Genomic DNA, 22,345 nt, shown 5'->3' with positions numbered 1-22,345 from the left:
TCCACACGTACCCATCCCGAACACGACCGTTAAGTCCTCCAGCGCCGATGGTACTTGGACCGCAGGGTCCTGGGAGAGTAGGACGCCGCCAAGCGCATTAAAAGCTCGTAATTAGCTATCATAGCTGACTACGAGCTTTTTTAATGGGATTTATGGAACGATGACGAAAGTCTGATTTCGAGCGGGAACAATGACTTGGCGGAACAACTCTCCATTTTTGCAATAGACTCTCACAATATAACTACAAGTTGTTGGTGCATGAATTTTAGAGAATACGACAACGCCATAACGGTCAAAACGAGCGGTCTGAATAACTCTACCCGAACGAGTACTTACTGTTGCGTAAAATCCTCTAGTATTATAAGGAACACCAGTAGGACTAGTCCACACGATTGTTAAATGGCGCAAGCGGCGTATGGGACGGACAAGGTGCTTATGACGAGTAACGTCTAATCGACGTCCACGAACTTTTTTATGAGTATGCGTAGGACATATTGACATTTAATTCACCTCTTTGTTTTAGAATGTAATATAGTAGATGCTTAGAGACTCTTATCAGATTGTACGAATCATAGGGTGGTTTAGCCCTAAAATAGTTGCTGAGTATAGATTTTAAAAGAAAAGGAAATCATATATTGATTTATAGTGAGGAGAATGTGTGTGAGTCATGTGAGCTTGCTTAAAGAACCTAAATATCGAAAACTATTAGTAAGTGCAGGATTTAGTTGGATGTTTGATGCCATGGATGTGGGATTGATATCATTTATTGTTGCAGCATTACGGGTGGAATGGCATCTTACAAATGGGCAGGTAGGTTGGCTTGCAAGTAGCGGATCTCTAGGGATGGTATTTGGAGCAGCTGCTGCGGGGTATTTCGCGGATCGATATGGCCGCAAACAAATTCTACTATGGACTATACTGATCTTTAGTGCAGCGAGTGGTTTGTCTGCTTTAGCCGGGAGTGTAGCTGTACTATGCATCCTACGCTTTGTGGCAGGAATAGGGCTTGGTGGGGAGTTACCTGTAGCTTCAACCTTGGTATCTGAGTCGGTGCCAGTAGCGGCACGTGGAAGAGCTGTAGTCTTACTAGAGAGTTTTTGGGCGGTAGGTTGGATAGTCGCGGCTATCATTTCTTATTTTGTAGTTCCGAAATATGGGTGGCAGTCTGCTTTCATCATTGGTGCCTTACCTGCGTTATATGCAATATACTTAAGACGCTCCATTGAAGATTCACCTAAGTACATAGAGCAGCGTGAGATCACTAAGATTAGTCTGGCTCAAAAACTGAGATTAGTATGGTCCAGAGAACATCGGAGATCCACCATTATGTTATGGCTGCTGTGGTTTTGTGTTGTATTTTCTTATTATGGTATGTTCTTATGGCTCCCAACTATTATGACGGACAAAGGATTTACTTTGGTAAAAAGCTTTGAATATGTACTGATTATGACCCTTGCGCAGCTTCCTGGTTATTTTACGGCGGCTTATTTTATCGAAAAATTTGGTCGTAAATTTGTACTCGTGGTATATCTGATCTTAACCGCGCTGAGTGCGCTTTGGTTCGGTTATGCAAGCACAGTGAGTATGTTACTTGCAGCTGGAATCTGCTTATCCTTCTTTAATTTAGGCGCTTGGGGAGCGATGTATGCCTATAGTCCAGAATTATACCCAACCCGAGTAAGAACAACGGGAGTGGGATTGGCTACCTCGATAGGTCGAGTTGGTGGAGTCATTGGACCTTTACTTGTAGCTCAATGGAAAACGGCACATGTAGAAATGTTTACTATATTTTTGGTATTCTTCATAACCATCATTGTTGGTGCGGTAGCTGTTCTTATCCTAGGTAAAGAGACTAAAGGCGTGGAACTGACAGACTAAAGAATAATAATAAATAACACAGAGAAAAAAACAAAAAAATAGCATAAGAACAAATGACAAAAGAACAAAACAAAGAACAAACAACAAATATAAATAACAAATAACAAATAACAAATAACAAATAACAAATAACAAATAACAAAAACAAAATAAGAAAAGAATAAAGAATAAAGAATAAAGAACAAAGAATAAAGAATAAAGAATAAAGAATAAAGAACAAAAATATGAATTAATGAAATTAGATGTGTAACAACCCAAGACACGGCGTCCTTGGGTTGTTTTTTTGTTTGTGCAGAAATTCATTCATAAAGTTAAGACTTCACACATAGGAAATCACGACTTTATAAGCTTGTAGCCTAATCCAAGATCTTACATAATTATAGAGACTTAACTCATAAAGGAGGAGAAATACTAATGACAAAATCGACAGTGTTCAAATCTCACTGGTTAATAAAAGCTGCTTTATTAATGAGTTGTTCACTATTGACCCTTCCCGCTGCGGCTTTGGCGGAGGTGTCTGCACCGCTTACAGCAAGTAGTTCATTGCAACAACTGTGGGACAAAGATGTAGCTCTACCAGATGGTGCGGTCACAGAACAAGGTCAGGATGAATTAGTGGTAGCATCTATTCAGGGTAATCAAGTTCAAATCGATTCTATTAAGTTGTGGGGCGAGAAGAAACCTAAACTGACCTTCGCGAAAGACACACTTGCCTTTCTTGGTGGTTTTCATCAGACCAAAGGAGCAGGATACATTTTAATTGGGGGATCACAGATTCTTAAAGTAGACAGTGTGGGTAATAAGAACTGGAGTTATACCTTACCCGGTGACCCGGTTTATTTTACCTCGGTGGATCAATTAACGGATGGAAGTTATATTGTTGGAGGGACGAGCGGCGAAGCTAATGGTGCAAGTGATATTGTACTTGCTAAGCTCTCCGGGAATGGCAGTGTAGTATGGCAGAAAAGAGTAATCAAACCTACAAATGATCGTGTAAGTGTTGTAAAACATACGGCTGATGGTGGATTTGAAGTAGTAGGCGTAAACCTGAACCCCGATTCAGGTGCCGCATCTATATATCTCGCTAAGTATAGTAATAACAGTAAGTTAAGCTGGGAAAAAAACATTCTGCCTGCTCCTGACACGGAGAATGTATGGACAACAGCTTTAGTTCAAGATATTAATGGTGGATCTGTGATCTCAGGTTTTTATGATCATCCCAATCCAGATGGGGGTCATCGCGACTTAACAACGGGTTACGTGATTAAGTTGGATGGTGGAGGCAATGTAGTATGGAACTACAAACCAGAAGCTACACTAGATCGAGGTCAAATTAGTGACGTTCAGATAACGAGCAATGGGAGTTATATCGCTACGGGAAAAGTGAACGAAGATTGGCATGGTACAGTGTCCAAAGAGTATGTTATACAATTAAACTCGAGCGGTCAAAAAACGTGGGACCAAGTTATTGAACGCACAGGCATAGCTTATAACGTAGGATTAAAGGTGCAGTTATTGAATTATGGGTACCTCATCTTAGGTTTGGCAGATGGCGTAGCAAAGGTAACTAAGCTTGGAAGTGCGCAGTAATGCGAAACCAAGTCATGTTCTCCAACGTATAAGACTCTAGACATAATATTAAGGAGAAGATGAGTAGTGGAAAGTGACAGTTATGGTTTAAATTTAGTGTTAATTGCAATACTTATTTGTTTAACCGCTTTTTTTGTGGCTGTAGAATTTGCAGTGGTGCGGATCAGACCTAGTCGTATAGATCAGCTCATTGCGGAAGATAAGAAAAATGCGCATGCAGTCAAAAAAGTTCTGGACAATATGGATGGTTACTTGTCTGCGTGTCAATTGGGAATAACCATCACTTCACTCGGTTTAGGTTGGTTGGGTGAGCCTACAATGGAGAAAATTCTACATCCTTTGTTCAATAAGTTCTCCATTGCAGACAGTATCTCAGGAATTATATCTGTTATTATTGCATTTGCATTAATTACTTATTTACATGTAGTGGTAGGAGAACTTGCTCCGAAGACGGTTGCTATTCGTAAAGCAGAGTGGATTGCGCTGATAACGGCCAAGCCTATTATATGGTTTAGCAAAGTCATGTTCCCCTTTATCTGGTTACTCAATGGTTCAGCCAATCAACTCGTACGAATTTTTGGAATTAAACCCGCTTCCGAGCATGAAGAGGCCCACTCCGAAGAAGAGCTACGTATTATTTTAAGTGAAAGTCTAGAAAGTGGAAAAATTAATCAAGCAGAGTACGGTTATGTAAATCGTATTTTTGCCTTTGATAATTTGATGGCTAAAGATATTATGGTGCCAAGAACGGATATGATCTGTCTATATGCAGGTAAAAGCAGGCAGGAAAATCTTCAGATAATTAAAGAGCAACAATATACTCGTTTTCCTGTAGTTCAAGAGAGCAAAGATAACGTAATTGGTATCGTGAATACCAAACAGTTCTTCCTTTCCTATGAAGATAACCCTAACTTGGACGTAGCGACCTTAATGCAGCCTGTTATGGCTGTTCCTGAGTTCATTCATGTCAATACCTTACTCAAGCGTCTTCAGAAGAGTGGAACGAACATGGCTATTCTCATTGATGAATACGGTGGGACCTCAGGTCTTGTGACAATCGAGGATATTTTAGAGCAAATTGTTGGTGAAATCAGGGATGAATTCGACACCGAAGAAGAGGAAGATGTTAAGGTGTGGGGCCCAGGTCATATTTTGGTTAACGGCAAAGTATCTGTCTCGGAGGTAAGCAGTCATTTGAGCCAAGATTTGGATTCAGGTGAGTGGGATACGATTGGTGGATGGCTGTATGGACAGAATAGTGAGCTTGCAGTGGGCGAAAGCTACATTGATGAGGATTATCGTTATACCGTCCGAAGAAGAATGAAGAGCCGTTATTTGCTTATTGAAATCATTCATAAGGATGCTGTTCAACTTCCTGTGCAGCTCTAATTATTCTAATTATCGTCCATAATTTTAATGGAAATTTATAGTACGAACGAAATAAGACCCGATCTCATTCGGGTCTTATTTGTTATGTGATACTTATTTATTGGGGCCAAGATACCGTAGCTAAGTGAGTGGAGTCATAAGCAGATGCCCAGTAATAGCCGGCACTTAAGATACGTTGTGGGGAGAACCCTCCGAGTCCAGAAGTTACCGTAACGGATTCAGAATCAGCTGTTCCAGCCGAACTAGCTGTCGAGTTGAAACTAACATATTTTCCGAACAAATTCGTGAATCTTCCGTACATTTTAACAGGAATTTCTTGACCTGTATTATAATCTTTTACTCTGACCGTTACTTTAGCCTTGCTACCATTGTAGGTAACAGTCATGGATTTAATACTCAAGGGCTTAAGGTCTGTCTGTTCTGTAGTGGCGGAGATGACATTTGAATAGGGGCCTACGTTCCCGCTAATATCTACTGCGGCTACCTTGTAATAATACGTTGTTCCACTTAGTAAACCTGTATCACTGAAGTTCAGACCGCGAGCATCCGCAACTACATTTTGAGGACCGGGCTGGAAAGTAGGATTCGTTCCTCTATATATTCGGTACCCATCAACATCGGAGTTATCGTAAGCCCTCCCATAGTTCAACTGGATCGTCTGATAATCAAAGGTCTGCGCTGTTAGAGGACGCGTCAAAGGTCCCGGAGGCGTCGTATCCGGCGTTGGTAAATTCCAAAAGATGGCGTTCGGTCCCCACTGGCTGGGTAGCGCGCGGATAGAATCATAATGATGCATAGCAATGCCACCATAAGAAGCGCTATTCGCAAAAGCTTGTTTTACAGTGTTCAGTGTATTTTCCATGTAGGTGCGGCCTTCTTCACGAAACGTGATCGTCTCAGGATCTCCACTATTGCTGATATCTAGGGTCTCTACACCGACAATAACGGAGTTGGGTTTATTGATGGAGTTGGCATAAGCGATTTCTCCTTGAGCCCCACTAATGATCCCAGAGGCTGAATCGGTATAGTCCATAATAGAGATATAGTCCATAAGATCCTGAACATGCTCTGAGAGCCATTTCGTCTGTCCATGCCAAGTGATGTTGCTTGCAGTATCGGAACTGTCATACCATCTAGGTACGGCAGGTCCTAGAGGAAGATTCAATTCAGATAAATTTCTACGGTCTACCATTTTTTGCAAAAGATCTAGATATTGCGTCTGCATGGCTGGTTTTTGTGATTTGAACTCAGGCATGATATAAGGTTCTACATCGATATTCACGCCATCGAATCGTTCATTCGAATCGGAAGAAAGATTAAAGTTAATGACTTTTTCCAATTCTCGAACGGCATACTTTTGATACCTGGTATAACTGCCGAAATAAGCAGGAACGGTGCCTCCTGCAATGCAGGCTTGAATTTTAAGATTATGACTATGCGCCCATGCTAGAAATTCTCTAACTTTAACTCGCTGATCTTCAAGCATATCTACATTATCATATGGAAAAACGCCTAAATAAATCGTAGTTATGGCTGAGGAGTTGAAGGTAGAGGTATCACTAGTCAACGCTTCTAATGGCGCTCTTGATCCAGGATTTAAAACCAGGTTGTAAGCTGATTTTTCCCAGAGCCACATGGCTCGATCCTGTTTTACTATAGTAACAGGTTCATGGTTACCTTGACCATGCTGAACGTATACGGTGGTGCTTTTTCCTGTATTCCCTTGATTATCCGTAGCTCTAGCTTCAATACTTGAAGTCTTATCACCTAAGTCTGCTGAATTCCAAATATATTCATAACTGTCACCTGACAAAGTCGTATCATTCCATACTCCGCCGTTAATACGTACTTGAATATTTTCTAATGGATTTCTACCTGTAGCTTGAACCTTAATTAGGGTTGAATCGGTCAGATGAGCGTCGTCTTGTGGACTTACAATCTGTACTTGAGGGACATTAGCAGTAGGATGGTCTACCTGAAAAATGACAAAAGGGGAGGTTACACCATAACGTGTAGTACTGTCTAGCCCGCGAGCTACGAGTTCAATCGGTCCATCATATTTCGTCGTATCCAAATCATAATACCATGTGCCCGACTCTGTACCGAGCGGATCACTGATGTGTGTATCCACTTGTTTGACTCCGTTGATAATGAGGTTAATGTCATACAGGTCCGTGAAGGTGCCGGAGACGCGAACTATGGGGTCCGTAGGATTCGAACCTTCGGTTGGCGTGTCTAAAGTGAGAGAAGAAGCGGCCAGTGCAGATGGCGTGGAGAAGGAGAACGGAACAAGAGAACAGCAGAGGACTAGGACAACAGCGAGTTTCATAAGCCGGGGGACTGACAAAAATGTACCAAGAGCCAATCGAGCCTGCAGCACGAGAAATGCCTCCTTTTGATATGCAGTTGTAGTCTATATAAGATGCGTACCGTTAGCATAGAGCCTCGATAGGAGGGGGGCAATCTCCGTATATCGTCCTTTTTAGTCAAAAAAAATCGAACCCCTGATTATACAGGAGTTCGCTTTCCTAATAGCCTATGATATTCAGGATTGAAGCGCTTACTCAGACGTGTAAGAACGTTCAATTAGCATTTTCCAACCGGTATAGTCGTGTATAGCAATACCAGCATAAGAAGTATAATCCTGAACTAGTCCTTGCAATTTAGTAAGTTCACCATTCATAAAAGGAGCTCCCTCTTCATAGAAAGAAATTGGGCTTCCTTCGGGGGTATTATTGGTCTCTACGGCTGCATAGACAGGTTTCCCTGCTGCTGCGCCCTCCAATAGATTTGGTTTGGCGGCACTAAAAATACCTGTTGCTTTATCCCGATAGGTCATATAAGTGAGGGAATCGTACTGGGATAACATCCAACTTGTTAGTGTTTGGGAGCCGGACGCGACTTTGAATGTGTAGAGCCAGAATGGAACATCAGCTGCGATAGGAAGATGAAGTTCCTTGGCTTTAGCCGCAGTATACTGTACATTACTTTGCCACTGAGCGATAATATTTTTTTGATTTGTTTTCCAAGTAGGCAATTGATAGGGCTCAATATCAAGATGAATGCCTTGGAACCGTTCTTCAGGAAGGGCCGCGGCTTGATAGTTAGCTATCCATGAGAATAACGTATTTAACTTAGGACGTTGATTAACTAAAGCCCATGCGGCATTTCCATCGAGTGCATGCACTTGAATATGCTTTGCTGAAGCTTGACGGATAAAGTCTTTATAATAGATCGCATCCATAGTACGGTCAATCTGTAGATAGACTAAATTGACTCCGTTGTCTGACATGAATGTCAGAATATCAGGTGTTGATTTTTTAATCAGGGTCGTATCCCATAACCATGTGGCACGTTGTGGAGCTGCTGCGTTAGCTTTGATCAAAGAATACCCTCCTCCTAAAATGAGGCTTAATACCAGTACGGCAACTAACAAAAACGTAGGGCGGATGACTGTCTTGTTCATATTAATTCTCTCCCTTATTGTAGTAAATCCCGCAAAAGAAATAGTTAACCGGTAGGCATTGAATATTTCTGGGGTATATTGACAGATTAATTAGGGCCTTTAACATAGCTAAAGTTCATAATCTGCGACAAAAGAAGTGTATACCTATAATTTCGTCACATTTCTCTCTAAATTCATAGGCCTTTAGAATCAATGTATCGCAAAAGTTTATATTTTGCTTTAATATATGTCGTATAGACTAAAAAGTGAGTGTACTTTACAGAGAAAAGAGGATTACTAACTAATGAAATCCGTTGCATGGGTTACAGACAGTACTTGCACCGTGGATCCTATCTATGCGAAGGAGAATCACATATATATCGTTCCTTTGCGTTTGATGATAGGAGAGGAATGCTATCGGGAAACCATAGATATCACCGCAGATGAGTTTTATGAGAAAATGAAAACACATGAAAAAGTAGGAAGTTCCCAGCCTCCGATAGGAGAATTCTTGGAACTCTATGAGAATCTAAAGCAAAACTATGATGAAATTATTGCGATTCATTGTTCATCTGAACTTAGCGGAACGATGAACACTTCATTACAAGCCGCAGAAATGGCAGAAATCGAAGTGACTTCTATTGACTCCAAAGCGGGTGCCTTCCCACTACGGGAAATGATTATGAAAGGGGTTCAATGGCATAAGATGGGTCAGTCTGTTCATGAAATTAAAGAGAAAATTGAGCAAATGGCCCACAATGTAGCATTCTACGTTATCCCTACTAGTATGCAGCAGCTTCACCGAAGCGGCCGTGTATCGGGAACCCAACTGTTAGTAAGCCAGCTATTAAGAATACATTTACTTCTCAAATTCGATAAAGGCAAAGTCATTGTAGAAGATAAAATACGCACATTTAAAAAGACCAAGCAACGAATGATGGATCATTTGAAAAGTGATATCGGTAGAATTAAAGAGGTATGCATTATGCATGCGAATAATTTAGATGAAGCCAAGGAAATTGAGCAAGAAATTTCTATCATGGACCCTGCCCTCAAAACGGAAATTATGACCTTTATCCCGGTCGTAGGAATACTCGCAGGCGAGGGAACCGTAGCGCTAAGCTGGATTCGTAATTAGATACACGAGTAATTAGATACACGACAAAAAAGCCCTATGTAACAGGGCTTTTTTTCTGGGGATTTTTAACACGCGTATTCAATTCTAATTATCGTAAACATATGGATTGTTCGAAAGTGCGGATGTGATTTTTATAGTATATTCTATGAACGCAAAATACTTAATTTAAATAGCGTGACTGTAATAAAGCCTCTTTTTCACCCTGTCCAATCCAGTATCGTTTCTTTTTCATACGTTGAGAGAGTGATCATCTTTTCTTATGACAAAGGAGGTACTTCACTTGCTAGATGCTAGACATCTCGGTTCATATGATGTGATTGTTAGTCTAGGTCCCACTTGTCAACCAGCTTACCAACTTCGTAGACTTCAATTAAGAACATCTGCTGGACCTCTAGATTGGTTCATCTCCAAATCGCATGAAGGATTTATCAAGGTTATTTCGCAAAGATTTGATGGGTTTATGACCCTTGCTTATATGAAAAATGTTGGCGAATTCAAAACTTGTTATTGTATTGAAGATACCTTGCATCAGATTTATTCGTATCATGATTTCTCGATGAATACTCCAAGAGACCGTTGGCAGGAGGATTACCTTCCTTTTCATGACACATTAATTCGAAGACAAACGCGATTCCTAGAACGATTGGTAACAGCAAGCAGAAGCTTATTCGTGCGGATGAACGTTTCTCTTCAGCAATCTCTAGAATTGTGCGCACTTCTTGACTCCATGGTTAAAGGTGAGTTTACGCTCCTAATCATCGTTACAGATACCAAGGAAATGCCAGCACAAGCACAACAACTTCCTTCACAATTAGCCTATGCTTATATGGGCAAAGGAGACGACTGGCGAGGACCCGATGAGGAGTGGAATCAGTTGTTAGCAGCCATATCTATTGGATAAGCTAATACAAACTCATACGGGATGGAAGATCTCATGCTCAATATACTCACGATCTAACTCTAGACCTATAAAAACTAAGTAAGGGTGGGTGCTCAGGAGAGTCGGACGCCATACAAAGCGTTCACCTGAGCCCTGAAATAGATAGAGATACCCATCAGATGATTTTACGTATCCCTTGACACGTATTAAGGATGATCCCATATGGATTAGGGTCTGTTCCAGACGGGTTGGGTTTAAAGGATGGGGAGATAGCTTGACGGTTATGCTCATAAGTTCCAAATAAGAAAATAGTGAGCTAGCGTGTGGGTATACTATGACCTTTGGGTCTGGATGAGTAAGGATGCGCAAATTAGTATTAGGTTGTCCATCTGTATAAGGAACTGCGGGTTCATGGATTTGCTCAGGGTAACACACGGGGAAGGCTGAAGAATGAAGGAAAGAATCTAGATTGATGTCACATGCTACGCATGCTGAAATTTGTGCAGAAGGATTAATTCTACTAAGGGCTCTATACATCTGGGGGAGCATAGAAAGTTCAGTTACATCTGTTTTGTTCACGATGAGATGAGTAGCAGTTCTAACTTGCTGATGAAGAGTATGAATCAGTTCACGATCCGAGGCAAAGGAACTGTTATAATCCAGAAAATGTTCTGCATCAATGACGGTCAGAACATGGTTCAACTCCACTCGATATTTTAAAGAAGGCATGGCGAGTAATTTATGTATTTGTGCCGGATCAGCCACCCCGCTAAGTTCCAAGATGAGCAGGTCTGGCTTCTGCTCTAAGAGATCAAGAATTCCCCTTTCTACCTTATGACGCTGACTACAGCACATACAACCGTCTACCCACTTTTTCAATTTCAAACTCGGGAACTCTTCTAATAAAATCGCTCCATCTACATCTATTCTACCCATCTCATTCATAAAGACAGCCGGCTGGAGTGTTTGTTGAATAGCCTTTTTTAGTAACCGAAGCAAGAGCGTTGTCTTCCCACTACCTAGAAAGCCAGTAATAAGAATTACAGGTATCGGATTTGTAATAAAAGAACAGTGGGGTCTCACGATGTCCTCATCTCCTTTTGTATTAGGTTATATCCACAAAAAATGAGAAAAGAAATACAAGAGTAACGATTAGAAAAGAAAGATACAAGACAAACTTTAGTTTGAAAGCAGATAACAGCATCAAGAAATTTTTGAAATCCAGCATCGGACCCATCACGAGAAAAGCTAATAGAGGTCCTGTAGAGAACGAGTGAACAAAGGTTGAAGCAATGAATGCATCCGAAGTAGAGCATAAAGATAACACGAAGGCAAATCCCATCATGAATATATAAGACCCTAAAGGATGAGATCCAATAGTATTTAGATTAATTAAACATGTCTGAATACCAGCCGTAAGTAGGCATCCTAAGATCAGATATTTACTCATGTGGAACAACTCGTTCAAGGTGTGAATGGATACGGTAGCGAAGGAATTCTCAGAGTAGCCATGTAAGGTGGAGGGCATGTCCTGTACATCCTGTAAAGACCGTTTGAGTGGGGATTGCTGAACAGTTACATACAGAATTAAGCCGATTATTAAAGAGACACCAAAGGCCACCCCCATTCGGCCAAACACAATATGTGGGTATATCCGAAAGGCCGCATAGGTTGAACTATAGACGATTGGGTTAATAATAGGACCGGAGAGTATAAAAATCATAGCCATGTAGACGGGCATTCCTTTTTGGATTAATCGACGAACCAAGGGGATCATTCCACACTCAAAGATAGGAATAACCATGCCAATTACACAAGCCACGACGATAGCAAATATAGGATTTTTTGGAATCCACCGACGGATCATCTCTTCAGGAATAAACACATGCAATAGGGAAGATAATAAAGCACCAGCAATTACGAAGGGTAACGATTCCATGAAGATATCGACAAAGATCTGGATGAATGTACTTAGAAAGATGGGCCGGGGCTGTCTAAACCCAGTTTTTGAGTAAATTAGAAGACATAGTAGTAAAGCAGTAGGAGTAAGAACAGTTATGATTTTAGACAAATTATAGGTTCTCATTACAGTGACTCCTTGGCTTGAAAATAGGAAACTAGTAAAGTATATGCTCTCAAAAATTCAAATATCACTAGAATACTATATTTGAACACAAAAATTGGGCCAGCCGTGTCTGATCTAGATAATTGAGCATAAAATAAAAAAACCGAACCCTGTTCGGGATCGGCTTGTCATATTTATTAATAATAGAGTTGAAAAAAAGTAAGTAATTTGATACAATTTAAGATATGCCATAGAGCTGTTTGAGATAAAATATGTAATTTTATGTTATCATACATCTTCGGTTTTGTCAAACAGATCTAGAGAAGAATTTGGGAATTATTGTAATATTTATATAGCAGTGTTGGTTGAAGGGAGCGGGATTATGGAGAACGGACAGCATACTGAATTAGACACGGACCTCACGCTTGAACAGGTGAAAGAGCAATTACTTGAGCAAGGTAAGAAAGAATCCTCGCTGAACTATAAAGAAATTGTGAGCAAGCTAGCGCCCTTTGATCAAGATCAGGATCAAATCGATGAATTCTTGGAGCAAGTATCGGAGAATGGAATTGACCTCTCCAATGATACGGAAGATGGCACTACCTTTACAGCCGACGATAATAAAAATGATGAACTTACTTTTGCAGATGATTTATCACTTCCACCCGGAATTAAAATTGATGATCCTGTAAGAATGTATCTTAAGGAAATCGGGCGCGTTCCCTTGCTAACAGCGACAGAAGAGATAGAGTTAGCTAAGCGTATTGAGCAAGGAGATGAAGCGGCTAAAAGACGTTTGGCTGAAGCCAATCTTCGTCTCGTTGTGAGTATTGCCAGAAGATATGTAGGCCGAGGCATGTTATTCCTTGACTTGATTCAAGAAGGTAATATGGGTTTGATTAAGGCAGTTGAGAAATTCGACTATAATAAAGGTTTTAAATTTAGTACGTATGCCACTTGGTGGATTCGGCAAGCTATTACGCGTGCGATCGCAGACCAAGCAAGAACAATCCGTATTCCAGTGCATATGGTCGAAACGATTAATAAGTTGATCCGTATCAGCAGACAGCTGCTTCAGGACCTAGGTAGAGAACCTTCTCCGGAGGAAATTGCGAAGGAAATGGAACTCACAGTTGAGAAAGTACGGGAGATCATGAAAGCAGCACAAGAACCTGTATCTCTAGAGACGCCAATTGGGGAAGAGAACGATTCCAATTTGGGTGATTTTATAGAAGATCATGATGCATTAGCACCAGCAGATGCGGCTGCATATGAACTACTAAAAGAACAACTGGAAGAAGTGCTGGATACGCTCACAGAACGTGAAGAGAACGTGCTTCGCCTCCGTTTTGGTATTGATGATGGTCGGACACGAACTTTGGAAGAAGTGGGCAAAGAGTTTGGCGTTACGCGGGAGCGGATTCGCCAGATTGAAGCGAAGGCATTACGTAAGCTCAGACATCCAAGTCGCAGCAAACGACTCAAGGATTTCCTCGAATAGCATATAGTGAACCGTGATGAAGGCTCGTAAGCCTATCATCACGGTTCTTTTTTTATCCAAAAAAACGAATTTTCTTGCTTTTGGAAAGTCTACTCCATACAATAACCTAGTAGCATAAATAGAAATATCTAGGAGGAAAAGAGAATGAGTTCTGTAAGCGCATCTAACGCGTCAAGCGTTACAGTCAGGCAGTTGTTCGCACCACTTTTGGCTGTAATTGTTGGGATGTTCATGGTTATTCTTGACAGTACTGTAGTTAATGTTGCGCTGCCTCATCTTAGAGAAATATTCAAAACAGATTATACGACCATGCAGTGGACGGTTACGGGATATACCCTTGCTCTTTCGGCAGTCATTCCTTTAGCAGGTTGGATGACAGATCGTTTTGGAGCTAAGCGAATTTTTCTAATTACGATTACATTATTCACCTTGGGGTCCGTTCTTTGTTCGTTCGCCAGTTCACCAGGACAATTAATTTTATTTCGAGTGATTCAAGGTCTAGGCGGAGGTATGGTAGCTCCTATAGGGATGGCTATGATTTTCAAGCTGGCTCCCCCTGAGAAGATGGGATCCATTATGGGTATGCTCGGAATTCCTATGCTGTTAGCTCCAGCCCTAGGACCTGTATTATCCGGATATTTTGTGGAATATGTGAGCTGGCATTGGATCTTCTTAATTAATTTGCCTGTAGGCATCATCGCTTTAATTATTGGAATTAAGTTCTTGCCTAAATTTGAGAAGAAGGCCGTTCCTTCTCTAGACATCTTAGGGATCATATTAGCTCCGATCGCCTTCGCTATGCTGGCATACGGTGTAAGTGAAGGAGGGAGAGATTGGTCCTCTACAGAAGCTTTACTAGGACTGCTAGTAGGCGGAATCGCTTTAATTATTTTTATTTTTGTCGAACTGTTACAAAAACAGCCTTTGCTGGAACTACGAGTCTTTAAGTCAAGCGATTTTACTCGAGGCGTAATTATTGCTTGGGTCTCCCAAATTGCACTGTTCGGAGCGATTATACTGATGCCGCTGTATTTGCAAGGAGTTCGTGGATATACCCCTCTGCAAAGCGGATTATCTGTTCTTCCACAAGCCCTAGCGTCAGGGATATTCATGCCGATTGGTGGACGATTATTCGATCGTTTTGGAGCTCGCCCCCTTGTAATTATAGGGTTAAGTATTATAACCATTGCGTTGACGATGCTTACTAATATTTCGCTTAGCACAAGTTCCATCTATATTCTAGGCGCATTAGCTATGTTAGGTTCTGGAATGGGATTGTCAATGATGGCCATTAATACGCACGTACTTCAGTCCGCGCCTAGGAAGCTGGTTAGCCGTGTTACTCCTTTAACTACGGCTGCTCAACAAGTCATGGTAAGTTTTGCAGTGGCGGGGCTTACAGGATATCTTACCTCGAGATTGACAGCACATATGGCACATACGACGAATCCACTGCTGGCCCAAGTGGATGCCTTCGGAGATACCTTCCTGGTTACGGCATGTGTGGCTGCTTTTGGAGCTTTGTTAGGAATTATTTTACGGAAACCTAAAAAGGAAGTAGAGGATGATGCAAGTGTAGGCACAGAATCTACCGATGCATCAGCGAACTCAGCAGCATTATTAAACCATTAGAATTGATGAATGTTTCTTTGAGGTTGTTCGTCGGGTCTGTAGACCTGATGGAACAACCTTTTTTGTATGAGAATAGGGACTCGTATCAATTCCCATATGATTATAAGGAATAATAATTAATTTAACCGTGAAACATAGTTGACGAAAAAAAAGTTCGGGTGTACGATTACGTAGGTCTATATTAGTAGGTAACAAGTTGTAACTAAATATATTTTTTATAGAGAGATAGTTGGAGGGATAGTAGTGGAGGCTATGACGTTTGTACTGTTTGGAGCCACTGGAGATTTGGCCAAAAGAAAGATTTACCCTGCCCTATATAATTTATTCATCGATCATAAGCTACCAGCCGAGTTTTCTGTATTTGGTCTAGGTAGAAAAGAGATTGCTGATGTGGATTTCCAAGCAAGTGTGAGAGAATCCTTAGCTCAGTTCTCCAGACGCCCGGCTGATGGGGAACGTGTGGAGTCTTTTTTGCGCGCTTTTCGTTATTCTGCGCTGAATGTGAACAACACGGAGGATTATCAAAAACTGTTATCTGCTGTGGAAATTCGTGAAAAAGAATTGGGAATTCCTGAAAATAGAATGTTTTATTTATCAGTAGCTCCAGAATTTTTTGGAACAATTGCACATCATATTCACGAGAATGGTTTGGGTGCGGGCAAAGGATGGAGACGTCTAATTATAGAAAAGCCGTTTGGTCATGATTTGGAATCGGCTCGTGCGCTGCATCAGCAGCTCAGCAAGGCATTTACTGAGGAAGAAATCTATAGAATAGATCACTACTTAGGCAAACCCATGATTCAGAATCTTGAAGTATTAGGATATTCCAACCCCGTACTTCAAGCACTTTGGACCAATCGCTACATCGCAAATGTACAGATTACAGCAAATGAACTAGTGGGCGTGGAAGAAAGAGCAGCCTATTTTGATCAGACCGGAACGATTCGCGATATGTTCCAGAATCACATGCTACAAATCCTCATGATGGTTACCATGCATCTTCCTCAGCGCAGTACGCCTGAAGAAGTGCAATCTAAGAAACGTACTATTGTTGAATCCTTGCGTCCGATGAGTAAAGAGGAAGTAGGCAGCCAAATTGTTCGAGGACAATATACAGCAGGCATGAATGGCTCTGTACCTGTTCAAGGATATTTAGATGAGCATGGCGTTGCGCCGGATTCTACCAATGATACGTATGTTGCTGGCCGGATCTGGATTGATACTCCATTCTGGAACGATGTGCCTTTCTATATTCGTACGGGGAAAAGAACACACGAAAAGTCAACGAAGATCGTAATTGAGTTCAAAGAACCACTGAAAATTTCTACGGAAGCAAATCAAGACGAAGCAGAACCTAATCTGCTCACGATTGAAATAAATCCTATGGAAAGTATCACGCTCAAGTTGAATACTCGAAATGCTGGAAAGGGCGGCAAAATTGAGCCTGTTCTTATGAATTTTACGACGAATTCCAAAGATGCTCCTGAAGCTTATGAGAACCTGATTCACGATGCGCTTCGCGGAGATGCGACCTTCTTCGCACACTGGGATGAAGTAGAATTAAGTTGGAAATGGATTCAACCAGCACTTGAGGCCTTTGAAGAGAACCTGATTCCCCTGCATACGTATGCTGCGGGCACCAATGGTCCTAAAGCTGCTCATGATCTGCTTGCTGAAGATGGATTTAAGTGGTGGTAAACCACTAATCATACAGATATATATATAATTATTGGAACTAATCAGGAGGAGTAGACAACATGAGAGTAGGACTAATCGGACTTGGTAAGATGGGGCTTAACTTAGGTAAAAATTTGATCGATCACAACCACGAGGTTACGGCATTTGATCTGAATGAAGTAGCTGTGAATGAAATGAAAACTTACGGTGCGGACGGAGTATCTACACTTCCAGAACTCATTCAGTCCCTTTCTAAACCTCGCGCGCTCTGGATCATGGTTCCTCATGGTGTGGTGGATTCCGTTCTGGAACAAATCACGCCACTTTTGGATGCAGGCGATATCGTTATTGAAGCGGGAAATTCTCATTACAAAGAATCTATCCGCCGTGCAAACGCGCTGAAAACTTCGGGCATTTATTATTTAGATGCAGGAACTTCTGGTGGCATGGAAGGGGCACGTCATGGCGCTTGTTATATGGTTGGCGGAGAGCCAGAAGCTTGGGAAATCGTTGAACCTTTATTCCGCGATACTTCTGTAGAAAATGGATATCTGTATGCAGGACCTTCCGGCAGTGGACATTATCTTAAGATGGTGCACAACGGAATCGAATACGGCATGATGGCTTCTATCGGAGAAGGGTTCGAGGTGCTAGAAAAAGGTCCATTCGACTTTAACTATGAGAAAGTATCTAAAGTATGGAATAACGGATCGGTTATTCGCTCATGGCTTATGGAACTTACCGAGAACGCATTCTCCAAAGATAGCAAATTGGACGAGATCAAAGGGGTTATGCATTCTTCTGGAGAAGGAAGATGGACCGTGGAAGAAGCATTCGATCTTCAGACAGCTACGCCTGTTATTGCTATGTCCTTGTTAATGCGTTACCGCTCTATGGACAATGACACTTTCACAGGTAAAGTAGTGGCTGCACTTCGTAATGAATTTGGTGGCCACGCTGTAGAGAAAAACTAAATTTTTAAATATTCATTATTATTTAATCCGATAGAGAGAGTGCCTAGGAAGGAATAAAATCCCTAGTGTGCTCTCTTTTTTTGTAACTTAAGGGCAGAATTTGATGAGAGCTGTTACTTTTTTGTTAATTTCCTCGATTGCATGTTGAGGTATACTGGACACAACCAAACAATACGGGAGACGGTAAAATGCGATACAAAAGATATCACCTCATTATGATCATTGGCGGCCTTATTCTTCTTTTATCTATTATCAATTATGTTGCAGTCCTCCATCGAGAATCTGTACAAAGCGAGAGAGCCGCGAAATTACATGCTTCAGCACCACCGATAAAGCCCCCTGTACAAATCAAACCCTCTTTTAAAGAGGTATTCTCCATCCATACAAATCAAAAAAAAGTTGCGCTGACCTTTGATGATGGACCGGACAATCGGTATACACCGCAAATTTTGGACATCCTAAAACAATACGGGGTTAAGGCTACTTTTTTTCTCGTAGGGCGACAGGTCGAAAAAGACCCCTCTGTAGTGGAGCGCATTCATGAGGAAGGACACGAGATTGGCAATCATACGTTAACGCACCCCAATCTGAATAAGCTTACCCCCGAAGAAGCTCGGCGTGAAATTGTAGACAATGGAGCCAAAATTAAAGCTGTTATTGGGACGACTCCCGATTTATTCCGAACCCCGTATGGAACCATCTCCAATTCAATTAAAGAGATATTAAAAGAGCAACACCTAACCTTAGTGAATTGGTCCGTGGATACGCTGGACTGGAAAGCGACGAAAGCCGAACAAATCGTAAATAATCTAAAAAAAGAAATCCAACCAGGTGGTATTATTTTGCAGCATAGCTTTGGAGGGAAAAAAGTTCAGAACACAATTGCTGCTCTGCCGCAAGAGATTGAGTGGTTACAAGCCCAAGGGTATTCACTTGTCACTGTGACAGAATTAATGAAGCTTCAGGATAAATAACAAGAACGGAGAACAGCATGAGTCATACATCACAACAACGAATGTTTACACCGAAATGGATAACTAGTTCTTTACTATTTACGTTCATCTTTGCTATTGCCTTTGGTCTCACTGCGGTATGGATTAGTGATCGTCAAATTCGAGGGTTCGATTCTACTGTCATTACATTTGTCCAAGGATGGGAATCCCCATGGCTCACCTATATCATGAAGACTTTCACTTGGATAGGCTCAGGCATTCCTGCAGCTCTCATTACCATTGTTGCCATGTTCATATTTTATAGGTGGTTAGGATCGCGCAGAGAATTATGGTTTCTAGCTTGGATGGCGGTCGGCTCCCTTTTATTAAATCTGATGATGAAGTCTATTTTTCAGCGGGAGAGACCTATGCTACATCGGATTGTGAATGCAAATGGATTTAGCTTCCCTAGTGGACATGCTATGGCGACGCTAAGTCTTTATGGCGGACTTGCTTTCTTGCTGTGGAAGCATGCGCCTACCTGGATGGGGAAGTTAATGATTATTCTTTTTGCAATGGTATTCATATTCATGATTGGCCTAAGTCGGATCTACTTAGGGGTCCATTATCCAAGTGACGTACTCGGGGGGTATCTACTTAGTGGAGCGCTACTATCTGCTTCAATTGGAACCTATCTATATTTCCGTGAGCGAAGCAGAAGGACGGGCTTGTCTTAGTGCATAAATGATGAAGAAATTGATGATACCTATGAGGTTGCGTGATAGGAGATTCTACGATAATATCTCAAGAGGAATGACTTGATATGTTTTAGGAGAAGGGGAGCTTCCCTGTGAAAAAATTCAAAAAGTTCTATATTGAAACGACAAGTGTATGTAACTTGGCTTGCACCTTCTGTCCACCTACGAAACGTCAAGCTAACTTCCTTAAGATTGAAGACTTCAAGACGACACTTCGTCAGATTAAACCCTACACAGATTATATCTACTTCCATGTCAAAGGGGAGCCATTACTGCACCCCAAGATGGATGAGATGCTGGATATCGCACATGAACAAGGTTTCAAAGTGAACATCACTACCAATGGAACCCTGATCAATAAAAATAAACATAAATTATTGGGCAAGCCTGCACTTCGTCAAATGAATTTCTCATTGCACAGTTTTGACGGTCACGAAGGTTCTACGGATCGGAATGGATACATCACGAGTGTAATTCATTTCGTTAAGGAAGCCGTAGCTCAGTCCAATATCATTATCTCATTCCGGTTATGGAATTTGAATGAAGATAATATGACGAATGCGCAGCGGAATCGAAATCGAGAGACATTGGAGTACATCGAACGTGAGTTTGACCTCGATTTTCGGATCGAAGAGAAAGTCACCCCTGGCAGTGGTGTGAAAATTGCCGATCGGATCTACCTGAACCAAGATTATGAATTCAAATGGCCGGATCTAAAAGAAGAAGAAGATCACAGTCCTGGATTCTGTCATGGCCTGCGCAACCAAGCCGGTGTCCTCGTGGATGGAACGGTCATTCCCTGCTGCCTAGATGGAGAAGGTGTCATTAATCTAGGTAATATTCATCAGGAGAGTTTTGCCGATATTATTGACGGGGAACGCGCAAGCAATATCGTCGAAGGGTTCTCTCGGCGAGAAGTAACGGAAGAATTATGCCGGAAATGTGGCTACCGCAAGCGATTTGATCTGACCACAGATCCGCTTCAGGTGGTATCGACACATGCCTAACCGGTTGTAGCTACGTATACCAAAAATGCTCTTATAGACTGCCTACATGCGATTTCGCGCAAATAGGCAGTTTTTGTTATGAGTAAAAAGATAAGCATACCGTTTCGTGATCTATAAGCGAGTATGTTATGATGACAGGGAAAAGAAGGATAATCTGAGGGTATACACCAAGCGAGGGATCCACAATGAAAATGAAACCAAAAAAAGAGAAGCAAAATTATATAGCAGGTCTATCTTTAGGCGTTATGGGTTTAGGTTTTGCAGCTACGCTACCGTTTCACAACGGAGCACTTGGGCTGCGTCTTCTTCAGGGAGGATTCGAGGCTGGACTTGTAGGCGGCTTAGCAGACTGGTTCGCCGTTACTGCACTATTTCGTCATCCATTAGGTATTCCTATTCCACATACTGCACTCCTTCCAAAAAATCGTGACAAGATTACCGAAGCTGTTATCGCCATGATCGAGACGGAACTTCTGCGCAAAGAAAGTATTGGGGAGAAGATCAAAAGTATTCAAATTGCCAAGCTGGCACTCGGTAAAGTGAAGCAAGGTACGGAATCAGGAGAATACACACCGATGATGACTTCAGCGATTGCGGCGGTAATTCAGCACGTTCCCATTTCAGAGTTCACGGACCTGATTGTGCGTGAGATTGAAAAGGCGGCAGATGGCCTTGACGAACAAGCTGTTCTGCACCGAGTACTCGATGAGATATTCGCACGTGGATACGATGAAAAGGCTTTAGACTTGGTACTAGATCGCACCCAAGAGTGGGCCGTGCTAACGTCTACAAGAGATATGCTTGGAAAAGTAGGTATAGCTCAGATCCAGCAATTAAAACTTAATGGATTAATGCAGTTTGCCCTAAATGCCTTTTTAGGTTACTTAAGTGAGGATAAGCTAGGCGATATGATTCAAGGATTCATACTGCGAAATGTAGCTAGATTTAAAGATCCGGACGATATTAACCGAAACAAATTGTTGATGTCCATGCACAGTCAAATGCGAGAAGCCCTAGACAAGCCACAACTACAACTTGAGATCAAGTCGTGGAAATATCAGCTGCTTAATCGAATCGATCTGCATGCGAAGGTAGAAGGCTATTTGGCCAAATTACAAGGCAGGTTGCTGGAATATGTACGAGCGGATGAATTTGAAGAAGAGAAATTGAAACCCTTTGTGCTGGATCTCATTCAGCGCCTAGAGAATCAACCTGAGCGGATAGAACAAGGAGAAAATTGGATTCAGCATCAGGCGGTATTATTAATCGAGAAACATTATTCCAAAATCGGCGTTCTCGTTCGAGAGAATCTGAACAAACTCGACAATGCGGAATTGGTGGCTTTTATTGAAGGCAAAGTAGGTCGAGATTTACAGTGGATCCGAATTAATGGTGCGATATGCGGGTTCCTAGTTGGGGTTATTCTGACGGGTATTCGCGCTTTAGTCTAGCTTTCTACTTAAGAGAGCCGTTGCCTTA

The 22,345-nt window shown here is 41.7% G+C and carries 18 protein-coding genes and 1 rRNA gene; 14 read left to right on the top strand and 5 right to left on the bottom strand.

Annotation, left to right across the window (positions count from 1 at the left end; translation table 11 throughout):
• A 5S ribosomal RNA gene (gene rrf / locus J2Z69_RS06860) occupies positions 1-94 on the top strand; the annotation flags it as partial.
• A gap of 56 nt (positions 95-150) precedes the next feature.
• Here the strand turns inward: rrf and J2Z69_RS06855 are convergent.
• Positions 151-501, bottom strand: a complete 351-nt coding sequence (locus J2Z69_RS06855; protein ID WP_209860372.1) for a hypothetical protein — start codon at positions 499-501, stop codon at positions 151-153.
• A gap of 228 nt (positions 502-729) precedes the next feature.
• On the opposite strand from J2Z69_RS06855, the gene J2Z69_RS06850 reads away from it, so the two are divergent.
• The 3 genes from J2Z69_RS06850 (at position 730) to J2Z69_RS06840 (ending at position 4,857) form a co-directional block, all read left to right on the top strand.
• A complete protein-coding gene (locus J2Z69_RS06850) occupies positions 730-1,878 on the top strand; it encodes an MFS transporter (protein ID WP_425354986.1) in 1,149 nt (382 codons plus the stop codon).
• Positions 1,879-2,292: 414 nt separating this feature from the next.
• Positions 2,293-3,468: a hypothetical protein gene (locus J2Z69_RS06845; protein ID WP_209860368.1), complete on the top strand. Its 1,176-nt coding sequence runs from the start codon at positions 2,293-2,295 to the stop codon at positions 3,466-3,468.
• Between the two features lie 66 nt (positions 3,469-3,534).
• Entirely contained in the window at positions 3,535-4,857 is a 1,323-nt protein-coding gene (locus J2Z69_RS06840) for a hemolysin family protein (protein WP_209860367.1), read from the top strand.
• 97 nt (positions 4,858-4,954) lie between these two features.
• Here the strand turns inward: J2Z69_RS06840 and J2Z69_RS06835 are convergent, their stop codons facing one another.
• A complete protein-coding gene (locus J2Z69_RS06835) occupies positions 4,955-7,237 on the bottom strand; it encodes an Ig-like domain-containing protein (protein WP_342591556.1) in 2,283 nt (760 codons plus the stop codon).
• A gap of 180 nt (positions 7,238-7,417) precedes the next feature.
• Positions 7,418-8,323, bottom strand: coding sequence for a hypothetical protein (locus tag J2Z69_RS06830; protein ID WP_209860365.1), 906 nt, complete (start codon positions 8,321-8,323; stop codon positions 7,418-7,420).
• 283 nt (positions 8,324-8,606) lie between these two features.
• Here J2Z69_RS06830 and J2Z69_RS06825 point away from each other — a divergent pair, with 283 nt between their 5' ends.
• Both J2Z69_RS06825 and J2Z69_RS06820 read left to right on the top strand, forming a co-directional pair.
• Complete coding sequence (locus J2Z69_RS06825) at positions 8,607-9,440, top strand: DegV family protein (protein ID WP_209860363.1); 834 nt, start codon at positions 8,607-8,609, stop codon at positions 9,438-9,440.
• 280 nt (positions 9,441-9,720) lie between these two features.
• Entirely contained in the window at positions 9,721-10,341 is a 621-nt protein-coding gene (locus J2Z69_RS06820; RefSeq protein WP_209860360.1) for a DUF1796 family putative cysteine peptidase, read from the top strand.
• Positions 10,342-10,353: 12 nt separating this feature from the next.
• On the opposite strand, the gene J2Z69_RS19410 is transcribed toward J2Z69_RS06820, so the two are convergent.
• Positions 10,354-11,403 (bottom strand): CobW family GTP-binding protein, encoded by a 1,050-nt coding sequence (locus J2Z69_RS19410; RefSeq protein WP_209860357.1) that lies wholly within the window; start codon positions 11,401-11,403, stop codon positions 10,354-10,356.
• A 22-nt stretch (positions 11,404-11,425) separates the two neighbouring features.
• Complete coding sequence (locus J2Z69_RS06810; RefSeq protein ID WP_209860356.1) at positions 11,426-12,406, bottom strand: permease; 981 nt, start codon at positions 12,404-12,406, stop codon at positions 11,426-11,428.
• A 361-nt stretch (positions 12,407-12,767) separates the two neighbouring features.
• On the opposite strand from J2Z69_RS06810, the gene rpoD reads away from it, so the two are divergent.
• From rpoD to J2Z69_RS06770, 8 genes are all read left to right on the top strand, one after another.
• Positions 12,768-13,886, top strand: a complete 1,119-nt coding sequence (rpoD, locus tag J2Z69_RS06805; protein ID WP_209860353.1) for an RNA polymerase sigma factor RpoD — start codon at positions 12,768-12,770, stop codon at positions 13,884-13,886.
• Between the two features lie 144 nt (positions 13,887-14,030).
• The gene (locus tag J2Z69_RS06800; protein WP_209860348.1) at positions 14,031-15,518 is read left to right on the top strand and encodes a DHA2 family efflux MFS transporter permease subunit; all 1,488 of its coding nucleotides are present in this window, start codon (positions 14,031-14,033) and stop codon (positions 15,516-15,518) included.
• A 243-nt stretch (positions 15,519-15,761) separates the two neighbouring features.
• A complete protein-coding gene (gene zwf, locus J2Z69_RS06795) occupies positions 15,762-17,216 on the top strand; it encodes a glucose-6-phosphate dehydrogenase (RefSeq protein ID WP_209860346.1) in 1,455 nt (484 codons plus the stop codon).
• A 59-nt stretch (positions 17,217-17,275) separates the two neighbouring features.
• Positions 17,276-18,169, top strand: a complete 894-nt coding sequence (gene gnd / locus J2Z69_RS06790) for a phosphogluconate dehydrogenase (NAD(+)-dependent, decarboxylating) (RefSeq protein WP_209860344.1) — start codon at positions 17,276-17,278, stop codon at positions 18,167-18,169.
• A 188-nt stretch (positions 18,170-18,357) separates the two neighbouring features.
• On the top strand, positions 18,358-19,143 hold the full coding sequence (locus J2Z69_RS06785) for a polysaccharide deacetylase family protein (protein WP_245338976.1): 786 nt from the start codon (positions 18,358-18,360) through the stop codon (positions 19,141-19,143).
• Positions 19,144-19,160: 17 nt separating this feature from the next.
• A complete protein-coding gene (locus tag J2Z69_RS06780) occupies positions 19,161-19,838 on the top strand; it encodes a phosphatase PAP2 family protein (protein WP_209860342.1) in 678 nt (225 codons plus the stop codon).
• Between the two features lie 113 nt (positions 19,839-19,951).
• Positions 19,952-20,866, top strand: a complete 915-nt coding sequence (locus J2Z69_RS06775; protein ID WP_209860340.1) for a radical SAM/SPASM domain-containing protein — start codon at positions 19,952-19,954, stop codon at positions 20,864-20,866.
• A gap of 185 nt (positions 20,867-21,051) precedes the next feature.
• Complete coding sequence (locus tag J2Z69_RS06770; RefSeq protein ID WP_209860338.1) at positions 21,052-22,317, top strand: DUF445 domain-containing protein; 1,266 nt, start codon at positions 21,052-21,054, stop codon at positions 22,315-22,317.
• Positions 22,318-22,345: the final 28 nt, after the last annotated feature.

This window comes from Paenibacillus shirakamiensis, assembly GCF_017874255.1.
In the GTDB taxonomy this organism is placed as follows: domain Bacteria; phylum Bacillota; class Bacilli; order Paenibacillales; family Paenibacillaceae; genus Fontibacillus; species Fontibacillus shirakamiensis.
This window is presented reverse-complemented; position numbering and strand designations above follow the sequence as displayed.